16 protein-coding genes are annotated in these 18,052 nt (G+C 57.7%); 9 read left to right on the top strand and 7 right to left on the bottom strand.

All coding sequences use genetic code 11. The features are described from left to right. Positions 1-18 precede the first annotated feature (18 nt). From FH08_RS0102385 to FH08_RS0102350, 7 genes are all read left to right on the top strand, one after another. Positions 19-1,134, top strand: a complete 1,116-nt coding sequence (locus FH08_RS0102385) for a branched-chain amino acid ABC transporter substrate-binding protein (protein WP_031356778.1) — start codon at positions 19-21, stop codon at positions 1,132-1,134. An 86-nt stretch (positions 1,135-1,220) separates the two neighbouring features. Further along, complete coding sequence (locus FH08_RS0102380; protein ID WP_031356777.1) at positions 1,221-2,138, top strand: ABC transporter permease subunit; 918 nt, start codon at positions 1,221-1,223, stop codon at positions 2,136-2,138. Then, entirely contained in the window at positions 2,138-3,424 is a 1,287-nt protein-coding gene (gene livM / locus FH08_RS0102375; RefSeq protein WP_031356776.1) for a high-affinity branched-chain amino acid ABC transporter permease LivM, read from the top strand. Before FH08_RS0102380 ends, livM begins: the two co-directional genes overlap by 1 nt. Further along, complete coding sequence (locus tag FH08_RS0102370; protein WP_031356775.1) at positions 3,421-4,251, top strand: ABC transporter ATP-binding protein; 831 nt, start codon at positions 3,421-3,423, stop codon at positions 4,249-4,251. Before livM ends, FH08_RS0102370 begins: the two co-directional genes overlap by 4 nt. 13 nt (positions 4,252-4,264) lie before the next feature. Next, entirely contained in the window at positions 4,265-4,990 is a 726-nt protein-coding gene (locus FH08_RS0102365) for an ABC transporter ATP-binding protein (RefSeq protein ID WP_031356774.1), read from the top strand. Positions 4,991-5,395: 405 nt separating this feature from the next. After that, positions 5,396-6,205, top strand: coding sequence for an NAD(P)H-dependent oxidoreductase (locus FH08_RS0102355; RefSeq protein ID WP_031356773.1), 810 nt, complete (start codon positions 5,396-5,398; stop codon positions 6,203-6,205). Positions 6,206-6,240: 35 nt separating this feature from the next. After that, positions 6,241-6,714 carry a VOC family protein gene (locus FH08_RS0102350; protein WP_031356772.1) on the top strand — a complete coding sequence of 158 codons (474 nt, stop codon included), beginning with the start codon at positions 6,241-6,243 and terminating at the stop codon, positions 6,712-6,714. A gap of 103 nt (positions 6,715-6,817) precedes the next feature. Here the strand turns inward: FH08_RS0102350 and FH08_RS0102345 are convergent, their stop codons facing one another. The 7 genes from FH08_RS0102345 to FH08_RS0102315 all read right to left on the bottom strand — a co-directional run bounded on the left by FH08_RS0102345 (position 6,818) and on the right by FH08_RS0102315 (position 14,882). Next, positions 6,818-8,296 carry an aldehyde dehydrogenase gene (locus FH08_RS0102345; RefSeq protein WP_031356771.1) on the bottom strand — a complete coding sequence of 493 codons (1,479 nt, stop codon included), beginning with the start codon at positions 8,294-8,296 and terminating at the stop codon, positions 6,818-6,820. A gap of 34 nt (positions 8,297-8,330) precedes the next feature. Continuing rightward, positions 8,331-9,158, bottom strand: a complete 828-nt coding sequence (locus FH08_RS0102340; protein WP_031356770.1) for an HpcH/HpaI aldolase/citrate lyase family protein — start codon at positions 9,156-9,158, stop codon at positions 8,331-8,333. Next, positions 9,151-10,527: an MmgE/PrpD family protein gene (locus FH08_RS0102335; RefSeq protein ID WP_031356769.1), complete on the bottom strand. Its 1,377-nt coding sequence runs from the start codon at positions 10,525-10,527 to the stop codon at positions 9,151-9,153. Before FH08_RS0102335 ends, FH08_RS0102340 begins: the two co-directional genes overlap by 8 nt. A 24-nt stretch (positions 10,528-10,551) precedes the next feature. Next, complete coding sequence (locus tag FH08_RS0102330; protein ID WP_031356768.1) at positions 10,552-11,730, bottom strand: CaiB/BaiF CoA transferase family protein; 1,179 nt, start codon at positions 11,728-11,730, stop codon at positions 10,552-10,554. Between the two features lie 10 nt (positions 11,731-11,740). Next, the gene (locus FH08_RS0102325) at positions 11,741-12,901 is read right to left on the bottom strand and encodes an acyl-CoA dehydrogenase family protein (RefSeq protein WP_419177976.1); all 1,161 of its coding nucleotides are present in this window, start codon (positions 12,899-12,901) and stop codon (positions 11,741-11,743) included. A gap of 60 nt (positions 12,902-12,961) precedes the next feature. Further along, complete coding sequence (locus FH08_RS0102320; protein WP_031356766.1) at positions 12,962-13,822, bottom strand: FAS1-like dehydratase domain-containing protein; 861 nt, start codon at positions 13,820-13,822, stop codon at positions 12,962-12,964. Between the two features lie 103 nt (positions 13,823-13,925). Beyond that, positions 13,926-14,882: a LysR substrate-binding domain-containing protein gene (locus FH08_RS0102315; protein WP_081889333.1), complete on the bottom strand. Its 957-nt coding sequence runs from the start codon at positions 14,880-14,882 to the stop codon at positions 13,926-13,928. A 294-nt stretch (positions 14,883-15,176) separates the two neighbouring features. Here FH08_RS0102315 and pruA point away from each other — a divergent pair, with 294 nt between their 5' ends. Together pruA and FH08_RS0102305 are read left to right on the top strand one after the other, a co-directional pair. Continuing rightward, complete coding sequence (pruA, locus tag FH08_RS0102310) at positions 15,177-16,730, top strand: L-glutamate gamma-semialdehyde dehydrogenase (protein ID WP_031356764.1); 1,554 nt, start codon at positions 15,177-15,179, stop codon at positions 16,728-16,730. A gap of 79 nt (positions 16,731-16,809) precedes the next feature. Further along, on the top strand, positions 16,810-18,024 hold the full coding sequence (locus FH08_RS0102305) for a pyridoxal phosphate-dependent aminotransferase (RefSeq protein ID WP_031356763.1): 1,215 nt from the start codon (positions 16,810-16,812) through the stop codon (positions 18,022-18,024). Positions 18,025-18,052: the final 28 nt, after the last annotated feature.

Here is an 18,052-nt window from a genome sequence, read left to right as displayed (position 1 = left end):
TGGCTCTTGGAGATCGTTATGAACGGCCGGAAAGGATTGGTTAAATTTGGCGCGCTGCTCGGCATGGGCGGGATGGCGTTGGCCGGCTCGGTCGCGGCGGACGCGGGCGTTGTAGTAGGCGTGGCGGGTCCGATGACGGGGGAGTACGCGTCGGGAGGCGACCAGTTTCGCAAGGGCGCGGAGCAGGCGGTGAAAGACATCAACGCGGCGGGCGGTGTGCTTGGACAGCAACTTGACCTGGTTGTCGGCGACGACGTCTGCGATCCCAAGCAGGCAGTTTCCGTTGCAAACAGTTTCGTGAACAAGAAGGTCGCGTTTGTCGACGGTCACTGGTGCTCCAGTTCCACGCTGCCCGCTTCCGATGTCTACAACGACGCGCAGATTCCACAGGTCACCGTGTCAACGAACCCCAAGATCACGGAACGAGGCATTAAAGGAGTCTTCCGTATCACCGGTCGCGATGACCAGCAGGGAGAGGTTGCGGCCGACTATATCGCCACGAATTTCAAGGGCAAGAAAATCGCCGTCATTGACGACAAGACGGCATACGGCGGCGGCCTGGCTGACGAGATCGCCAAGGATCTGGCTGCAAAGCAGACCGCTGTGGTACTGCGCCAGTCGATCACGGCCGGTGAAAAGGACTACTCCGGTCTGATCAGCAAACTGAAGGCGAACGGCGTTGAGATCCTCGCGTACGGCGGGTATTACCAGGAAGTGGCGCTGATCTTGCGGCAAGCGGCGCAGGCCGGGCTCAATCTGACAGTCCTGGGCGGCGACACGCTCACGAACAATGAACTGGTCACGGCTGCAGGACCGGAAATCAACAAGGTCCTGTTCACGTTCCCGCCTGACCCGCGCAAGAGTGCGGCCGCTGCAAAAGTGGTGGCCACGTTCCGTGCGCAGAAGATCGAGCCGGAGGGCTACATGCTGTACTCGTACGCTGCCATGCAGGTATTTGCAGAGGCGGCCAAAAAGGCCAACTCCACCGACTATGCGGCGATCGTGAAGCAGCTTCACAACGGATCCTTCAATACGGTGGTGGGTCAGGTGGACTTCGACGCGAAAGGTGATCTCAAGAGCCCGGGATATGTGGTCTACCGATGGAAGGGCAACAACTACGAGTATGTGAAGTGACGAGTCCTTTTCCGTCGACGTAATACGGAAGGAGGCGGCGCGTTGGTCCACTGCGCCGCCTCTGAAGCAGATTCATCGGAGAGGACATGAGCCAGGCATTGCAACAACTGATTAACGGGCTGACCCTGGGAGCCGTCTACGGGCTGATTGCGATCGGCTATACGATGGTGTACGGCATTATCGGCATGATCAATTTCGCGCACGGCGATATCTATATGGTCAGCGCTTTCATTGCCGTCACGTGTTTCACGCTTCTCGCGAACAGTGGAATCTCGTCCGTGGTGGCGAGCATTGCAATTACGTTGATCGCATCGATCGCACTGACGTCCGTGTTCGGCTGGACTGTCGAACGTGTGGGCTATCGGCCGCTTCGCGGATCGAATCGTCTCGCACCGCTGATCTCGTCAATCGGGATTTCCATCTTCCTGCAGAACATGGTCCAGCTGACCCAGGGCGCACGGGTCAAATCGATTCCGCCGATGGTAACGGGAGGTGTGAGCCTTTTCGGGGGCGAAGGATTCCACGGACCCTACGTGTCGTACGTGCAACTTCTGATCGTGGCGGTGACGATCCTGCTGATGATCGCGTTCACGTTGTTTATCAACAAAACCGCTTTCGGCAGACAGCAGAGAGCGTGTGAGCAAGATCAAAGAATGATGCAATTCCTCGGCTACAACGTGGATCGGATTATTGCGCTTACCTTCATGATTGGCGCTGCACTGGCTGCCGTCGCAGGCGTGATGGTGACGCTGTACTACGGCGTGATCGACTTCTCTATCGGATTCGAGGCGGGTATCAAGGCATTTACCGCAGCGGTGCTCGGTGGAATTGGCTCAATCCCCGGGGCGATGCTGGGCGGTGTGATCATCGGCTTGATCGAAGCATTCTGGTCTGCTTATCTTTCACCGGAATACAAAGATGTGGCTACGTTCGTGATTCTGATTGTTGTTTTGATGTTTCGCCCATCCGGGCTTCTCGGCCGCCCCGAAGTGGAGAAAGTGTGATGAGTTCGACTGCCACGCAAGAAATGAATCTGCACTTTCGTGTCAAGGACGCGCTCGGCGCAGCGGTGGTCGCCGGCCTTGTCGGCTTGCCGATGCTGGGTTTGACGACGCGAGACGGAGCCAATGGCCTGGAGGTTCAGACCCGATGGGCGCTGCTCGGCGCTTTCATTGTCATCGCGTTTGCCGGACGCATCACATTGCAAATGCTGCTTCAACGCTTTCATCTGTTTTCAAAGCGGCGATTGCGCGCCAGGCCCGTTTCCGAGGTCACCGGCAACGGCTCGCTCGTGTGGGCCGGCGCTGCATGTGTGGCATTCGCCGTGCTGCTCCCGGCGCTGTTCGCAGGAAACCGCTATGTGGTCGATACCGCGACGACCGTACTGATCTACGTGATGCTGGGCTGGGGTCTGAACGTGGTTGTCGGTCTTGCGGGTTTGCTCGACCTGGGCTACGTCGCGTTTTACGCAGTCGGGGCGTACACGTACGGCCTGTTATCGACTCATTTCGGTCTCGGGTTCTGGCAGTGTCTGCCGATTGCCGGTGGGCTTGCTGCCACGTTCGGCGTGGTGCTCGGCTATCCCACGCTCAGACTCAGGGGCGACTATCTGGCCATCGTGACGCTGGGATTCGGAGAGATCATACGGTTGGTGCTCGTCAATTGGGGGGATGTCACCGGTGGACCAAACGGCATCTCGTCCATTCCGAAACCGACCTTCTTCGGCCTCCCCATGCAGGCGTCGGGAGAGGGGCCTACGTTTGCCTCCGTGTTCGGCCTTGAATACTCGGCCGGTCAGAGAGTCGTCTTCCTGTACTACCTGATCCTTGTACTTGCACTGCTCACAAACCTCCTTGTCTCGAGACTCAGGCGCTTGCCTGTCGGACGCGCGTGGGAAGCGGTGCGCGAGGACGAGATCGCCTGCAAGGCAATGGGCATCAACGTGACGAATGTGAAACTGTCGGCTTTCGCAACCGGTGCAATGCTGGCAGGATTCGGCGGCGTTTTCTTCGCGGCACGGCAGGGGTTTATCTCGCCGGAGAGCTTCACATTCTCGGAGTCGGCCACCATCCTTGCGATCGTGGTGCTGGGCGGCATGGGCAGCCAACTCGGTGTCGTCCTGGCGGCTTCGCTGCTCGTGATTCTGCCGGAGTTGGGGCGCGATTTCTCCGAGTACAGAATGCTGCTGTTCGGTGTCGCTATGGTCTTCATCATGATAGTGCGGCCCGGCGGACTCATCAGTCATCGCCGCGCCACTGTCAGCGTTCCAGGCGTGGAGGCGAAGCCATGAATGCCAGCAAACCGCTGCTCAGCGTGGAGTGCCTGACGATGCAATTCGGCGGACTTCGCGCCATTGAAGACCTCTCCATGAGCGCTCGATCCGCAGAGGTGACTTCAGTGATTGGGCCGAACGGAGCCGGAAAGACGACCTTCTTTAACTGCTTGACGGGCTTCTATAAGCCCACAAAAGGTTGCGTCAAGCTGACTCATCCACAGCATGGCGAACTCCGGCTTGATGAAATGCGGAACGTGGATGTTGCGCGGGTTGGCCAGGTCGTCAGGACGTTCCAGAACATACGGCTGTTTCCGCGTATGACGGTGCTCGAAAACCTGATGATCGCCCAACACAACGTTTTGCAGGAAGCGTCGAGGTTCTCGATTGCCGGGATGTTCTGTTCAAAGTCGTACCGGCGTGCGAACGATAAGGCAATAGAAAACGCTTTGACGTGGCTCGAGCGTTTAAGCGTTCGAGAGTTAGCCAATAAACCTGCTGGTGACATGCCATACGGGGTTCAGCGACGGGTAGAGATCGCGCGTGCGATGTCTGCGGGGCCGATTTTTCTCTGCCTGGATGAACCGGCTGCCGGCCTTAATCCGCGCGAGTCGTCTGAACTGACAGCGCTGTTGACCACGCTCTCCAGGGAGCAGGGTATTGGCATACTGTTGATCGAGCACGATATGAGCGTAGTCATGAAAGTGTCAGACCATATTGTCGTCCTCAACCATGGAAAGAAGATCGCAGAAGGGCCGCCTAGCGCGATCAAGGCGAATCCCGATGTGATCAGCGCTTACCTTGGAGAGGATGACGAGACGTCGCTACACGACGAAGCATCGTAGGAGAGATCAGCCCATGCTTAGGATTACCGATCTAAGTGCTCACTATGGCAGCGTGCAAGCGCTGCGCGGTGTCAGCCTGATTGTGAATACCGGTGAGATTGTCACGTTGATCGGTGCGAACGGCGCTGGCAAGTCAACCCTCATGAATACCATTTTCGGCTATCCCCGGGCGAGTAGCGGCAAGGTCGAATTCGATGACCGGAATATTACGAGCCTGGCATCGCATGCGATCGGCAAACTCGATATTGCAGTGGTGCCTGAGGGACGCCGCATTTTTCAGCGGATGACCGTTCTCGAGAACCTCCTGATGGGCGATACGTCGGATAACCGCAGGACCGGTGATGACCTCGAGCGTATGTACGAGATGTTCCCGATCCTCAGAGGCCGGGCCTCGCAGCGCGCGGGCACGCTGTCGGGAGGCGAGCAGCAGATGCTCGCCATTGGCCGCGCATTGATGTCGCAGCCGAGGTTGTTGTTACTCGACGAACCATCGCTTGGTCTCGCACCCATTTTCATCAAGAAGATTTTTTCGGTCATCAAGGAGTTGAACGAGCAGTTGGGTATGACGATCCTGCTTGTTGAACAGAACGCTCATCACGCCTTGCGTGTTGCACATCGAGGGTACGTTCTTCAGCATGGACAGATTGCCCTTGAGGGGAGCGGCGCCGAATTGCTCGCTAACCCTGCAGTGCGGGCAGCGTATCTTGAAGGTGATGCCGCCCAGCTGGATGCGGCTTGAGCGTAAGTGTTCCGGAAGGCGCTTACGGCTCGCGACTGTCATCCCGACACTCTGTGCAGGTGAAATGCAGCAGTTCTCCGCAGATCCACTGGTGCGTTGCAAGGATACGTAAAGGCTATGGTGACGGAGGGTTCAATGACCTGTGCCGGTGCGCGTGCCACCGGGAAATGTGCAGAATTCCGCGCAAATTAGCCGAGCCCCTTCAAGACCGGAATCTTGTAAAGATCCAGAATGTTGTAAACCGATTCGAGCGCTACGCCGGGATCGATCCTCAGCGTCGCGGTCGATAGATCAGCTTTTTCGCTGATTTTTGCGCGGGAAGATCGCCGCATATAGGGAACGAATCCAACAAGCGTGGGCTAACGGCCGGCACGCTCAATGAACTGATTTTTATGGAGTATTGGCATGAAAGTGCTCATCGTTTTTGCCCACCCGGAACCTAAGTCGTTCAACGGTGCGCTGAAAGATACGGCTGTGTCGACCCTGAACGAAGAGGGTCACGAGGTTCAGGTGACAGACTTGTACCAACTGAAGTGGCGGCCCGAGCTTGGCCCGGAAGACTTCGTGGGTGAGCGTCTTGACCCGGACTTCCTCGACCTTTCGGCGGAACAGGAGCACATGTTCGGGACGTCGACGAAGCCGACACCCGATGTCTACGCCGAACAACAGAAAGTGCTCTGGTGCGATCTGATCATCTTCCAATATCCCATGTGGTGGTTCGGGATGCCGGCAATACTGAAGGGCTGGGTGGACCGTGTAATGACGCGTGGATTCGCGTATGCCACTGGCCGGAAATACGACACCGGCATGTTCAAGGGCCGCCGCGCCATGGTCTCGGCCACGACCGGAACGGCCTCCAGTCTCTACGAACCGGATGGCGTCGACGGCGACATCAACCACATTCTCTGGCCAATCCACAATGGGATCTTCAAGTACCTCGGCTTCGACGTGCTGCCGCCACATATGTCCTGGATGCCGGGTCGTGTGACGCCCGAGGAGCGGCAGGCATACCTCGACAGTTACGCAGCGCGTTTGCGCAATATCGAAAGCACGGAGCCTTTGTTCTTTCACCCTCATGCGGACTATGGTCCGGACCAGCGTCTGAAGCCGGGAGTCGTAGCCCGTTCCGGATTCCAGTGGAACCCAGCCACCGGACAATCGCATGGCGAGGCGGCAGAAACTTTTGTCCCGACAAAGATTGCCAAGGCCGGCTGATCCGTTATCAAAACTCACCAGGAATCAAACGCGAAATGGAAAAACTGCCGATTTTTCAAAAGCTGCACCACGTCTGCATTGTGGTTCGTGATATCGAGAACGCTGTGAAGTATTACGAGTCGATCGGAGTTGGCCCCTGGACTGATTTTCCACCGTTGGATGCGTACGAATTGAACGGCTACGATCGCGAGGCCTTCCTGAAGATGCGCTATAAGTTCGCCAACATCGAAAACGCGCAACTGCAGCTTTGCCAGCCGGGCAAAGGAGACACGCCGCAACGACGTTTTCTGGAGACACGCGGCGAGGGTGTTTTTCATCTCGGATTTTCTGTCGACAGCTGCGACAAGGCGGAGGAACAGGCATCGAACGCCGGACTGGATGTTCTCGCACGGGGACGTCTTGATGATCGAAGCGGGTTCACGTACTTCAAAACCGTCAACGAAGGCGCAGGGGTCACGTTGGAGATCCGCGCGCCGAGCAGCAAGGGACCTCAAGGTATCAAGTCCTGATGTCCGGCGAGTATCGCCAGGCAACGCGTAGATATTTCGTTATCCAAATAGATTTACCAAAATTTGCTACTGCCCCGCGGCTCGCCGCGGGGCTTCAACACTTTCACCGCATGACAAACGGGTTCGCAGTCTTGACGCCCGTATTGATCCACACGCTCTTCGTTTGCAAATACTCGCGGATCGCGTCGATGCCGTTTTCGCGGCCGAGTCCGGAATCCTTGTAGCCGCCGAACGGCGACATATAACTCACTGCGCGATAGCTGTTCACCCAGACCATGCCCGCCTGCAGTTTTTCGGCGACACGAATCGACCGGCCGATATCCTTCGTCCAGACGCCTGAGCCCAGGCCAAAGCGCACATCGTTGGCAAGCGCGACCGCCTCGTCTTCGTCCTTGAACTTGATGATCGACAGGATAGGACCGAAGACTTCTTCCTGCGCAATCCGCATCTTGTTGTTCACATCGCCGAAAATGGTCGGTTCGATAAACCAGCCATTGCCGCATTCGGGCGCACTGCCGGGTTTTCCACCGAGCAACAACGAAGCGCCTTCCTGCTTCGCGGTCTCGATGTAGGACAAGACCTTCTGGTATTGAGGGCGTGTAGTTACCGGCCCGACCTGTGTATCCATACTCGACGGATCGCCCATTTTCGCGGTCCGTGCCAGGGTGAGGAGTTTGTCGACGAACGTCTCGTAGATGCTTTCCTGCAACAACAGCCGCGAACCCGCAATGCAGGTCTGTCCGGTCGCGGCGAAGATGCCTGAGACCGCACCATTTACGGCGTCGTCCAGATCGGCATCGTCGAAAACGATATTGGGCGACTTCCCGCCGAGTTCGAGGCTCACGTGTTTGAATTGTCGAGCTGCCGCTTCGTTGATCTTGCGGCCCGTGGAATCTGCGCCGGTAAAGGTGATCTTCTTGACTAGCGGATGTTCAACTAAAGGAGAGCCAACGTCCGCACCGAATCCGGTCACGACGTTTATCACGCCCGGCGGAAAACCGGCCTCAGCGAACAACTTTGCAAACTCGATTGTGGACGCTGAAGTGAACTCCGACGGTTTGATCACTATCGTGCAACCTGCGGCCAACGCGGGCGCGATTTTCCACGTGGCTAGCAATAGCGGTGAATTCCACGGCGTAATGGCAGCAACGACACCTAGCGGTTCATTGCGCGTGAAATTGAAGTAGCCCTTCTTGTCGAGCGGAATGACGGTGCCCTGAACCTTGTCCGCCAGGCCGCCAAAGTAGTAATACCACTGGGGCAAATATTGGCATTGGCCGAGCATCTCCGCCATGAGCTTGCCGTTGTCCCGTACTTCGAGCGCGGCAAGCTTCTGCGCGTCGCGCGCGATCAGGTCGCCCACGCGATGAAGCAGCAGACCTCGCTGGCTCGGAGACATCTGCGACCATGGCCCCGTACTGAATGCCGCATGCGCCGCCTGCACAGCGCGATCGACGTCAGTGCCATTACCTCTTGGGATTTGCGCCCAGGTTTGTGCCGTAAAGGGGTTTTCAGTATCGAACCATTCGCCCGATGCCGACGGGCATGATTCGCCGTTGATAACCATTTCAAATCGTTGCATGACTTTCGTCTCCTTTTGAACCAGTGCTATCGCATCACGCGCTAACGGGCGGACGTCGCTGAGACTCTGCCAGTATTTCCCGGGCTTTTAAAATGACCGGCCGGTCGACCATGCGGCCGTCCACAGCGACGGCTGCTCCATGGGATGCAGTCGCGCCTTCAACAACCCGTCGCGCCCATTCCAGATCTTTCACAGTGGGGGCGAACGCCGCATTGACTGCAGCTACCTGCCTGGGGTGAATGCAAAGCTTGGCGCCGAAGCCGAGCCGTTTTGCGCGGAGTGTGTCGCGCGTGATCTGCTCGGCGTCGTCGAGTGTGATACTGACGCCGTCCACCGGTGGAAGCAAATTGCCGATGCGGGAGGCGAAGACGATCTGTGAGCGGAAGTAGAGGAGTTGCTCATCGTCGCCATCTATGCCGAGATCGAGCTGGAAATCCACATTCCCGAATACGAGGCGGTTGGTCAGCCGGTGCTGGGCGATGGCGACCACATTTCGAAAACCTTGGGCGGTTTCGATCATTGGCAAGATGTCAGTCGGCTTGCCGGCGAACTCGCAGAGGAAGATATCGTCGATGCGTTCTGTCTTCGGCAGCATGACTGCGGTGACGGACGGGGCGCGGCATAGGGCAATGTCGTCGCGAAACCATTCGCTGTTCACGTCATTGACGCGTACGGTCACCGGTGTACTACTGGCCGACAGCCACTCTGCAAGCGCGGCCCGTGCGACCTTCTTCTCGGTCGGCGGCACGGCGTCCTCCAGGTCGATCACGACCACATCGACACCCGATGCAGCGGCCTTGGCAAACCTGTCCGGGCGGTTGCCGGGGACAAAGAGATAGGACCGGGGAGCAAGGTCAGCCATGATGAATTTCCAGTATCGATTCAGGGAGTAGCTTGGGTACGACAACAGCTTCCGTAATCGCCCATACCGACACGATTGCGCGCTTGAGTTCGTCTTCAGTGGCCGCATTGCCATACAGACCAAGCGTGATAGTTTTATGCTCGATTTCAGCGCGTGTTAGCGTGTTGCCCGGGTCTCCTTTCGGGTCATCGACGCGTCCCTCGAACGTCCGGCCATCCTTCGTTTGAACCGTCACCTTCCCGATCCAGCGTGACGGATAGGCTGTGTCGACTTCTTGGTCGAAGACCATCGAAACCTTGTTGCAGAAGTGCGCGATCGCGCCTTCCTTGTAGTGGTCGTCGAACTCACGCACGCCCGCGTGGCCGAACTTCGCAACCAGAGCAAGCACGGTGCCCATGGAAAACTTCGCCTGATGGACTGTCTTTGGATCGGTTACGGGTCCAAGGACATCAATGGCAGCCTGATGAACATGAGTCACCACCGTCTCGATGTCATCTGGCGAGAGCTTCTCACGCTGAATAACCTGCAGAAGAGCATCGGCCGCCGGATGAGTGTGCCGGCAGGAAGCGTGATATTTGAACGACGTTTCGATCAGCGCCCATCGCGTGCCTAGCGCTTCTGTGAGCTTGTCTGGATACGTTTGCGCAGACATGCCGGCGCCCATGCCTTTTGCACCCTCGAATATATCCTTCGCGCCGGTGAAGCCGTCGGCCGCCAGGTAGGCTGCCAGAAGTCCGTTCGACGCCGCTTTAGCCGTATGCAGTTGCTTGGAGTCCGCCGCGTCTTTCAGGAACTCCCAGAGTCCGGCTGCTTGCGTGCCGGCAGAGCCGAACGCATTCACCATCTGCTCGTCGTTCAATCGCAAAAGGTGTCCGACCGCCGCGGCGGCTGCGATCGTACCGACTGTGCCGGTGGTATGAAAAATCTTGTAGTGCGAGCGACCGAGAAATTCACCGACGCGAATGCCCACCTCATACCCCGCGACGCACGCCGCGATGAACTCCTTGCCGCTTCTGCCAAGTGCTTGCGCGACGGCCCACGCTGCGGGAAACACGACGGTGGCCGGGTGCAGGACTGAGCTGTTGTGGAGGTCGTCCTGTTCAGCGAAATGCGATGCGGCCGCGTTGATCATCGCCGCGAAAAGCGGGCTGGTCGATCGTCGCGAGATCAGCACTTCACAGCGACCGGACTGCGGGCCAAAGTCAAATGCCTGTTTCTGGATCGTCTCAACGGGGCGGGCGCCGCGGCCGGCTAGTGCCGAGCCGAACCAGTCAAGGAACAGATCTTCCGTGCGGTCCACCACCGCCTTTGGAATCTGCTCAAACTCGAGATTGGCCGCGAACGAAGCAAGAATCCGGGTGTTGCTCATGAAAGGCTTACCTTGGAAAATGGGTTAGACGATGGCTGCTTCGCGAAGCTCGCGGATGGCATCGGTCGAAAAGCCCAATTCACTCAAGAGGGCGTCTGTGTGTTGGCCGAGCGCGGGAACGGCGCCCAGTCGAACATCGATTGCGTTGCTGATGCCGGGTGGCAGCAAGGCGGGAATTTGTCCGGCGGGTGAATCGACCGTGACCCAGCGATTGCGCTCTTGCAGTTGCGGATGTGACCACACATCGGCCATGTCGTTCATGCGGGCGTTGGCAATCTGTGCTGCATCCAGCCGGCTGATGACTTCTTCGGAAGTCAATTCTCTGAATGCGGCCACGATGATGTCGCGGAGTTCCAGCCGGGCCGCTGTTCGCTTCGAATTGGAATTGAAGCGGGGATCCGTCGCGAGTTCAGGTGCAAGGAGGACTTGCGAGCAGAAGGCCGCCCATTCACGCTCGTTCTGCAATCCCAGCAGAACGGTCTTGGCATCGCCGGCAGGGAAGGGACCGTAGGGATAGATCGTCGCATGAGCGGCCCCGGCGCGAGGGGGAGGAGGTGCCCCCTCGAATGCGTAGTACATGGGGTAGCTCATCCATTCCACCATGCTCTCCAGCATTGAAACGTCTATGTCCTTTCCCAGGCCGGTCTTTCCTCGTTGCAAAAGCGCGGAGAGGATGTTGGTGTACGCATACATCCCTGCGGCAATATCAGCGATGGAGCAGCCTGCCTTGGCTGGTGAATCCGGGTCCCCGGTAATAGACAGGAATCCTGATTCACTCTGGATCAGGAGGTCGTAGGCTTTCTTGTCCCGGTAGGAGCCATCGGATCCATAACCCGAGATGTTGCAGACAATCAAGCGCGGATACTTTTCATGCAGTGCTTCAAACGACAGTCCCAGCCGCGCGGCCGCGCCGGGCGCAAGGTTTTGAACCAGCACGTCGGTATTTTCCAGCAACCGCTCGAGAATTTCGTTTGCCTGTGGGGCCTTGACGTCCAGTGTCAGACTTTCCTTCGAGCGATTGCACCATACAAAATGCGAGGCCATACCGTGCACGCGCTCATCGTAGGCTCGGGCGAAATCACCAACACCTGGGCGTTCGATCTTGATCACGCGTGCGCCGAGATCTGCAAGTTGACGCGTACAAAACGGGGCTGCAATCGCGTGTTCGAGGGTGATGACCTTCACGCCGTCAAGCGGTTTCATGTTCGCCCCTTCAAAAGGAACGCGGCAGACCGAGCAGATGCTCGGCTACATACGAAAGGATGAGATTGGTCGAGATGGGCGCGACCTGATATAGCCTTGTCTCGCGGAATTTGCGTTCGATGTCGTATTCGTTTGCGAACCCGAAGCCACCGTGAAATTGCAGGCAAGCGTTTGCTGCCTCCCACGAAGCGTCCGCGGCGAGCAGCTTTGCCATGTTGGCTTGCGCGCCTGCCGGCCGCCTGGCATCGAACAACTCGCAGGCCTTATATCGCATCAAGCTCGCCGCTTCCACGTTGACATACGCGCGCGCTATCGGGAATTGCACGCCCTGGTTCTGTCCAATCGGGCGGCCGAAGACGACACGGTCTTTAACGTAATTGCAGACCTTGTCGAGGAACCAGTATCCGTCGCCGATGCACTCGGCAGCGATCAGCGTTCGTTCCGCATTCAAGCCATCGAGGATGTACTTGAAGCCTTTGCCTTCTTCGCCGATGAGGTTTTCCGCCGGGATCTCGAGGTTGTCGAAGAAGAGTTCGTTCGTCTCGTGATTGACCATGTTCGGGATAGGGCGGACCGTCATGCCTTTGCTGATTGCCTGATGCAGGTCGACCAGGAATATGGACATGCCCTCCGATTTCTTTGCGACCTGATCGATAGGCGTGGTCCGCGCCAGCAGAATCATCAGGTCGGAATGTTGAACCCGGGAGATCCAGACCTTCTGTCCATTGACCACATATCGGTCGCCGTAGCGAACCGCGGTCGTCTTGAGCTTGGTGGTGTCGCTACCCGTTGTCGGCTCGGTTACGCCCATCGATTGCAGCCGCAACTTGCCGCTGGCGATATCCGGAAGGTAGCGAGCCTTTTGCTCTTCGGAACCATGCCTGAGCAGTGTCCCCATGTTGTACATCTGCCCGTGACACGCGCCGGAATTGCCGCCGCTGCGGTTGATCTCTTCCATGATCACCGACGCTTCAGTCAGTCCGAGCCCGGAGCCGCCGTAGTCCTGGGGAATGAGGGCCGCGAGCCATCCCGCGTCCGTCAGGGCTTGCACGAAGGTCTCGGGATAGGCCCGCTCCTCGTCGATCTTGCGGAAATACTCGGCCGGAAAATTGGAGCACAGGTCGCGAACCGCTTCGCGAATGTCCTGATAGGGGTCAATGTCAGCCAACACTTGTCTCTGCTCCTTTATCGTCATTCCTGGAAAATACCTGCGGGCGCCGTTAGCTTGCCGTTAGTTGTTTGCTGTTAGCGTTGCCGCTGCGTCGACGCACAGCACGCCATCGGAATTGGCAGCCCAGAGCTTCACCTCGGTCGATCCGGGGGCATGGGCCGCATTGATGTGAAACGGGGCGTGATCAAAGAGCGGGTTGACCGCTTTGAACGAGAAGGAAGCGATCGATTTACCAGGAATGTTGCGCCGGACGAGATCGATCAGCAACGTTGCAGTCAGTGGCCCGTGGACGACCAACGCGGGATAACCTTCCTGCTCATGCGCGTAGGTGCGGTCATAGTGAATGCGGTGCCCATTGAAGGTGTCAGCCGAGTAGCGGAACAGCAGAACCGGGTCGGGCACGATCTGCCGTTGCCACGTGAACTCCGTTGGCGCCAACGGGCCCGTCGCCGCGGTGTACGCCGTCGTCGAGGACTCGCGGTACACAATGTCTTGCTCCTCGGAAATCAGCGGGCCGTCGAGGTCTTCCAGTTCATGACGCAGACGCACAAATACGAGCTTTCCGGAGCGCCCATCCTTCTCTGCGACATCGAGTATCTGGGACGTCCTGGAGACTTCGCTACCGACCAGGAGTGAGCGGTCGAACCGAACCCGGCTACCCGCCCACATACGTCTTTGCAGGGGTACGGGCGGCAGGAATCCACCGCGTTTCGGATGCCCATCCGAGCCGATGTTCGATTGAGAAACAATATGAGGAAAGAGCGCCCAGTGCCATAAAAGCGGCAAAGGACTGCGGATGCCTACCTCGCCCTCAAATCCCAGCGTGGCCGCAAGCTGGCTGGCAAGCCGAGGGGAGACGAATTCCTGCTCGGCCTGTGTACGGCCGATCCAGGTGCGCAGATAGTTGAGTTCAGCAGTCATGGGGTCGTCGGGAAGCGTCGTTGAAGCTAGATTGACGCACCGGCGCGCTGACTACAATTTGTGTCTTGAGAAGAGGGCTTTAAACGCAGACTAAAGCTGACGTTCAAGCTGAGTGCGAGGCTAAATGAGAGGCTATGTGAGCCGAGGCTTCGGAGCCGCTGTCGTTTTTGCACTTTTGCGTGAGGAGGTCGACCAGTTCCCGCGCGAACGACGGCAACAGGTCGAGGTTGCGCACGCAAATCAACAAGTTACGCGTGGCCCAGTCGTCTTCAATTTCAACGAGCTTGATATTCATGGTCTTCACGTAGCGCACCGCCGATGAACACGGCAGTACGCCGATCCCGACGTTGGCCTCGATCATCCGGCACAACGCTTCAAAGTTGCCGACCTCGATGCGCACCTGGAGTTTCTTGTGCATGTCATTTGCAACCCGATTCAGGAAGGTGTGGATTGCGCTGGCTTCCGGCATGCAGACGAAGTCGAACGCCGTTGCCTCCTGGAAAGGAATCGACGCCTTCTCGCTTAGGGGATGCGAATTCGAAACCGCCAGAATGAGCCGGTCTGATCGATAGGGCAGGACCTGTAAGGACTCGGGTCTGACATTGCCTGCCACAATGCCGACATCTGCGGTGCCTTCACTGACTGCACGCACCACATCATGGCTCAACCGCTCGCGGAGCTCGACGTTCACGTCAGGATGCTCGGCGAGGAAGTCACGCAGGTCGTTAGGAAGAAATTCAGTGGTGGCCGTGGTGTTCGCAAAGATCCGCACATGACCTTTGACGCCGCGCGCGTACTCCTGCATGTCGCCGCGCAACTGTTCGAGTTGCGACAGCACTAGCCGGGCGTGATGAAGGAACGCCTGGCCCGGTGGCGTGAGGGTCACACCCTGGCTCGTCCGATACAACAGCTTTGTCCCCATGCTTTCTTCGAGATTCTTAATGCGGGTGCTTGCTGCAGGTACTGACATATGGAACCGCTCGGCACCGCGCGTCAAGCTGTCCGTCTCGGCAATACAGGTGATAAGACGAAGATCCACCAGATCGAAATGCATGGCCATGATGCGTGCTCCGAATGAAGAGATGCTGCCGTTAATCTAAGTGTAGCAAATAGCAGAAATCCGAAAATCGGTATTTACTATATCTTGAGGATGATTTGCAGGAATCCTTATAGAAATTGACTATTGGCTTGCATTCCGGAACTTGCGCATGGACGCAACTATGCAAAACGCCGCAAATATTAAAGGAAGTCCGATCAAGACCGGAACAATTTCGCGCCGGACAATGGCTTCTCGGTAGCGTGCCGTGCTCGTCGGGCGGCCGCGCAGCCAGAACCATTCAACCTGGAGAAAGCGATGCTGATTGCACCGTTCAAGAACGAGCCGTTCGATTTGTTCGATACCGAAGATGCTAAAGCAGATATGCAGCGGGCTTTGAAAAAGGTGCGTTCCGAGTTTGGCCAGACGTATCCGCTGGTGATCAACGGCGAGCGTGTGCAGACCGAGGCAAAACTCGTCTCGACGAATCCGTCGAATCCGCAAGAGATCGTCGGCTACACCGCCAAGGCGACAACACAGCACGCGGACGCCGCACTGGATGCAGCATGGGCAGCATTCGAATCGTGGAAGCGCTGGAGCCAGGAAGACCGGTCGCGCGTCATGCTGAAGGCGGCTGCAATCATGCGCAGACGCAAGCGCGAACTAGAGGCGTGGCTGGTCTATGAAATCGGCAAGAACTATGTGGAAGCAAGCGCCGAAGTCGCGGAGATGATCGACTTCACCGAATACTACGCACGCCAGGCGATCAAGCACGTGGGCGCCCTGGGGTCGCTGGTCGATGCTCCGGGCGAAGAGAACGAGAGCTTCTATATTCCGCTGGGCGTGGGAGTCACCATCTCGCCGTGGAACTTTCCGATGGCGTTGATGACCGGCATGACTGTCGGCGCGATCGTGGTGGGTAACACGGTCGTCTGCAAGCCGGCCGAAGACACGGTGGTTTCACTCGCAAAGATCTTCGACATCTTCGCGCAAGCGGGCCTGCCGCCCGGCGTGGTGAACTATCTGCCGGGCACCGGCCGGGAGATCGGCTCATATCTGGTCGCTCACCCCAAGACGCGCTTTATCAACTTTACGGGCTCTCTCGCGACCGGTGCGCAGATCAACGAGTCTGCAGCGAAACTTGCCAAAGGCCAGAAATGGCTCAAGCGGGTTTTCCTTGAGCTCGGTGGCAAAGACGCAATCCTGGTCGATGAAACTGCGAACCTCGATGACGCGGCGGCTGGCGTTATCCAGGCCGCTTTCGGGTACTCAGGCCAGAAATGCTCCGCTTGCTCGCGTTTGATCGTAGTTGATTCGGTCTACGACGCGTTGCTCGAGAAGATCGTCGCGAAGGCAAAGGAACTGGTTGTCAGTGACGCCAGGGACAATCCAAGTTTCGGTCCGGTGTGCAACGAATTGCAGTACAAGAAGGTGCTGTCGTACATCGATATTGGTCACACTGAGGGGAAACTGCTGACAGGCGGCAAGGCCGTTGAAAATGCCGCGGGTTTTCTGATCGAACCGACCATCTTTGGTGACGTGTCGCCTCGCGCGCGCATTGCGCAAGAGGAGGTGTTCGGCCCGTTCGTCGCCGCCATCCGCGTCAAGGATTTTGAAGAAGGCCTGGCCGTTGTCAACGACACCGTCTACGGCCTGACAGGCGCGCTCTTCTCGAACGACCGCGGTCGCATGGAGCGAGCCCGTCGCGACTTTCATGTCGGAAATCTTTACTTCAACCGCAAATGTACCGGTGCGCTCGTTGGCATTCAGCCGTTCGGTGGTTTCAACCTCAGTGGCACCGATACGAAGACTGGAGGCCCCGACTACCTTCTGCAGTTCCTGCAGATGAAGTCAGTGGCTGAGCGTTTGTAAAAGCAAGTGCTGTCAGGTCCGTCACCCGGGGTGGCCCCTAGTGACGGGTCAGATTTCCCAATTGAACGGAACAAATAAAATGGGCTTCATTGCAGATCGCATTGGCCAGATTGCCCCTGCGCAGACCATGGCAATGGCGGCAAAAGCGGCGGAACTGCGGCGAGAGGGGAAGAACGTTATCTCCCTGTCGCAGGGCGAACCGGACTTTCACACACCCGAGAATATCCAGGCTGCGGCTATTCGTGCGATGCGCCAAGGCAAGACACGTTACACCGAGGCGGCCGGTGTTCGAGAGTTACGGGAGGCGATAGTCGCGAAGCTGAAGCGGGACAATGGCGTTGATTATCCGGTTGATTGCGTCAGCGTATCGGTCGGCGCGAAGCAGGCCATTTTCGCGGCATTTTTTGCCTCGCTGAATCCGGACGATGAAGTGATCGTGCCGGCGCCTTGCTGGGTCTCCTATCCGGAGATCGTAAAGATGGCGAATGGAATACCCATCGTCGTGGAGTGCGGTGAAGGGGCGGGATTCAAACTCACGCCGGCTCAGCTTGATGCGTCAATCACGCCGCGTACGAAGTGGCTGATGCTGAATTCGCCATCGAATCCGACTGGCGCCGTGTACTCGGCTGACGAACTCAGCGCGATCGCGGAGGTGCTTCGTCGACACCCCCAAGTCTGGGTTCTGTCCGACGACATCTACGAAAAGCTCATCTATACCGGCAGACCGTTCGTTAATATCCTGAACGTCGCGCCGGATCTAAAAGAGCGCACGCTCATCATCAACGGCGTGTCGAAGATGTATTCGATGACAGGCTGGCGAATTGGCTACGCTGCTGGACCCGCGGCGCTCATCCGGGCCATGAATCTGGTGCAAGGCCAGATTGTAACCAGTGCATCGTCGATATCACAGTACGCTGCGATCGAAGCGCTCACAGGGGACCAGTCCTTCGTCGAAACCTCGCGACTGGCTTTCGATGAACGCAGGAAGCTGGTCGTCAAGACACTGGGCAACATACCGGGACTAAGAAGTAACCAGCCCGAGGGCGCGTTCTATGCGTTCGTCGGCTGTCACGGAGTCGTTGGAAGTCGGACGGCGAAGGGAAGGTTGCTGGAGAACGATCAGGACTTCGTCATGTACCTGCTGGAAGAGGCGAACGTGGCCGTCGTTTCGGGTTCAGGTTTTCTGCTCTCGCCATACTTCAGGCTCTCTTATGCGGCGTCCATTGCAGAATTGAACGAAGCGCTGAGCCGGATTCGTGCCGCGTGTCAAAGCCTCGAAACAGCAGTTGTTTGAATGTCTGCTATCCGCATTGCCGGGTTCC

This window comes from Caballeronia sordidicola, assembly GCF_000729995.1.
Lineage (GTDB): Bacteria > Pseudomonadota > Gammaproteobacteria > Burkholderiales > Burkholderiaceae > Caballeronia > Caballeronia sordidicola_A.
The sequence above is the reverse complement of the archived record's forward strand: the minus strand, read 5'-3'. Positions and strand labels throughout refer to the sequence as shown.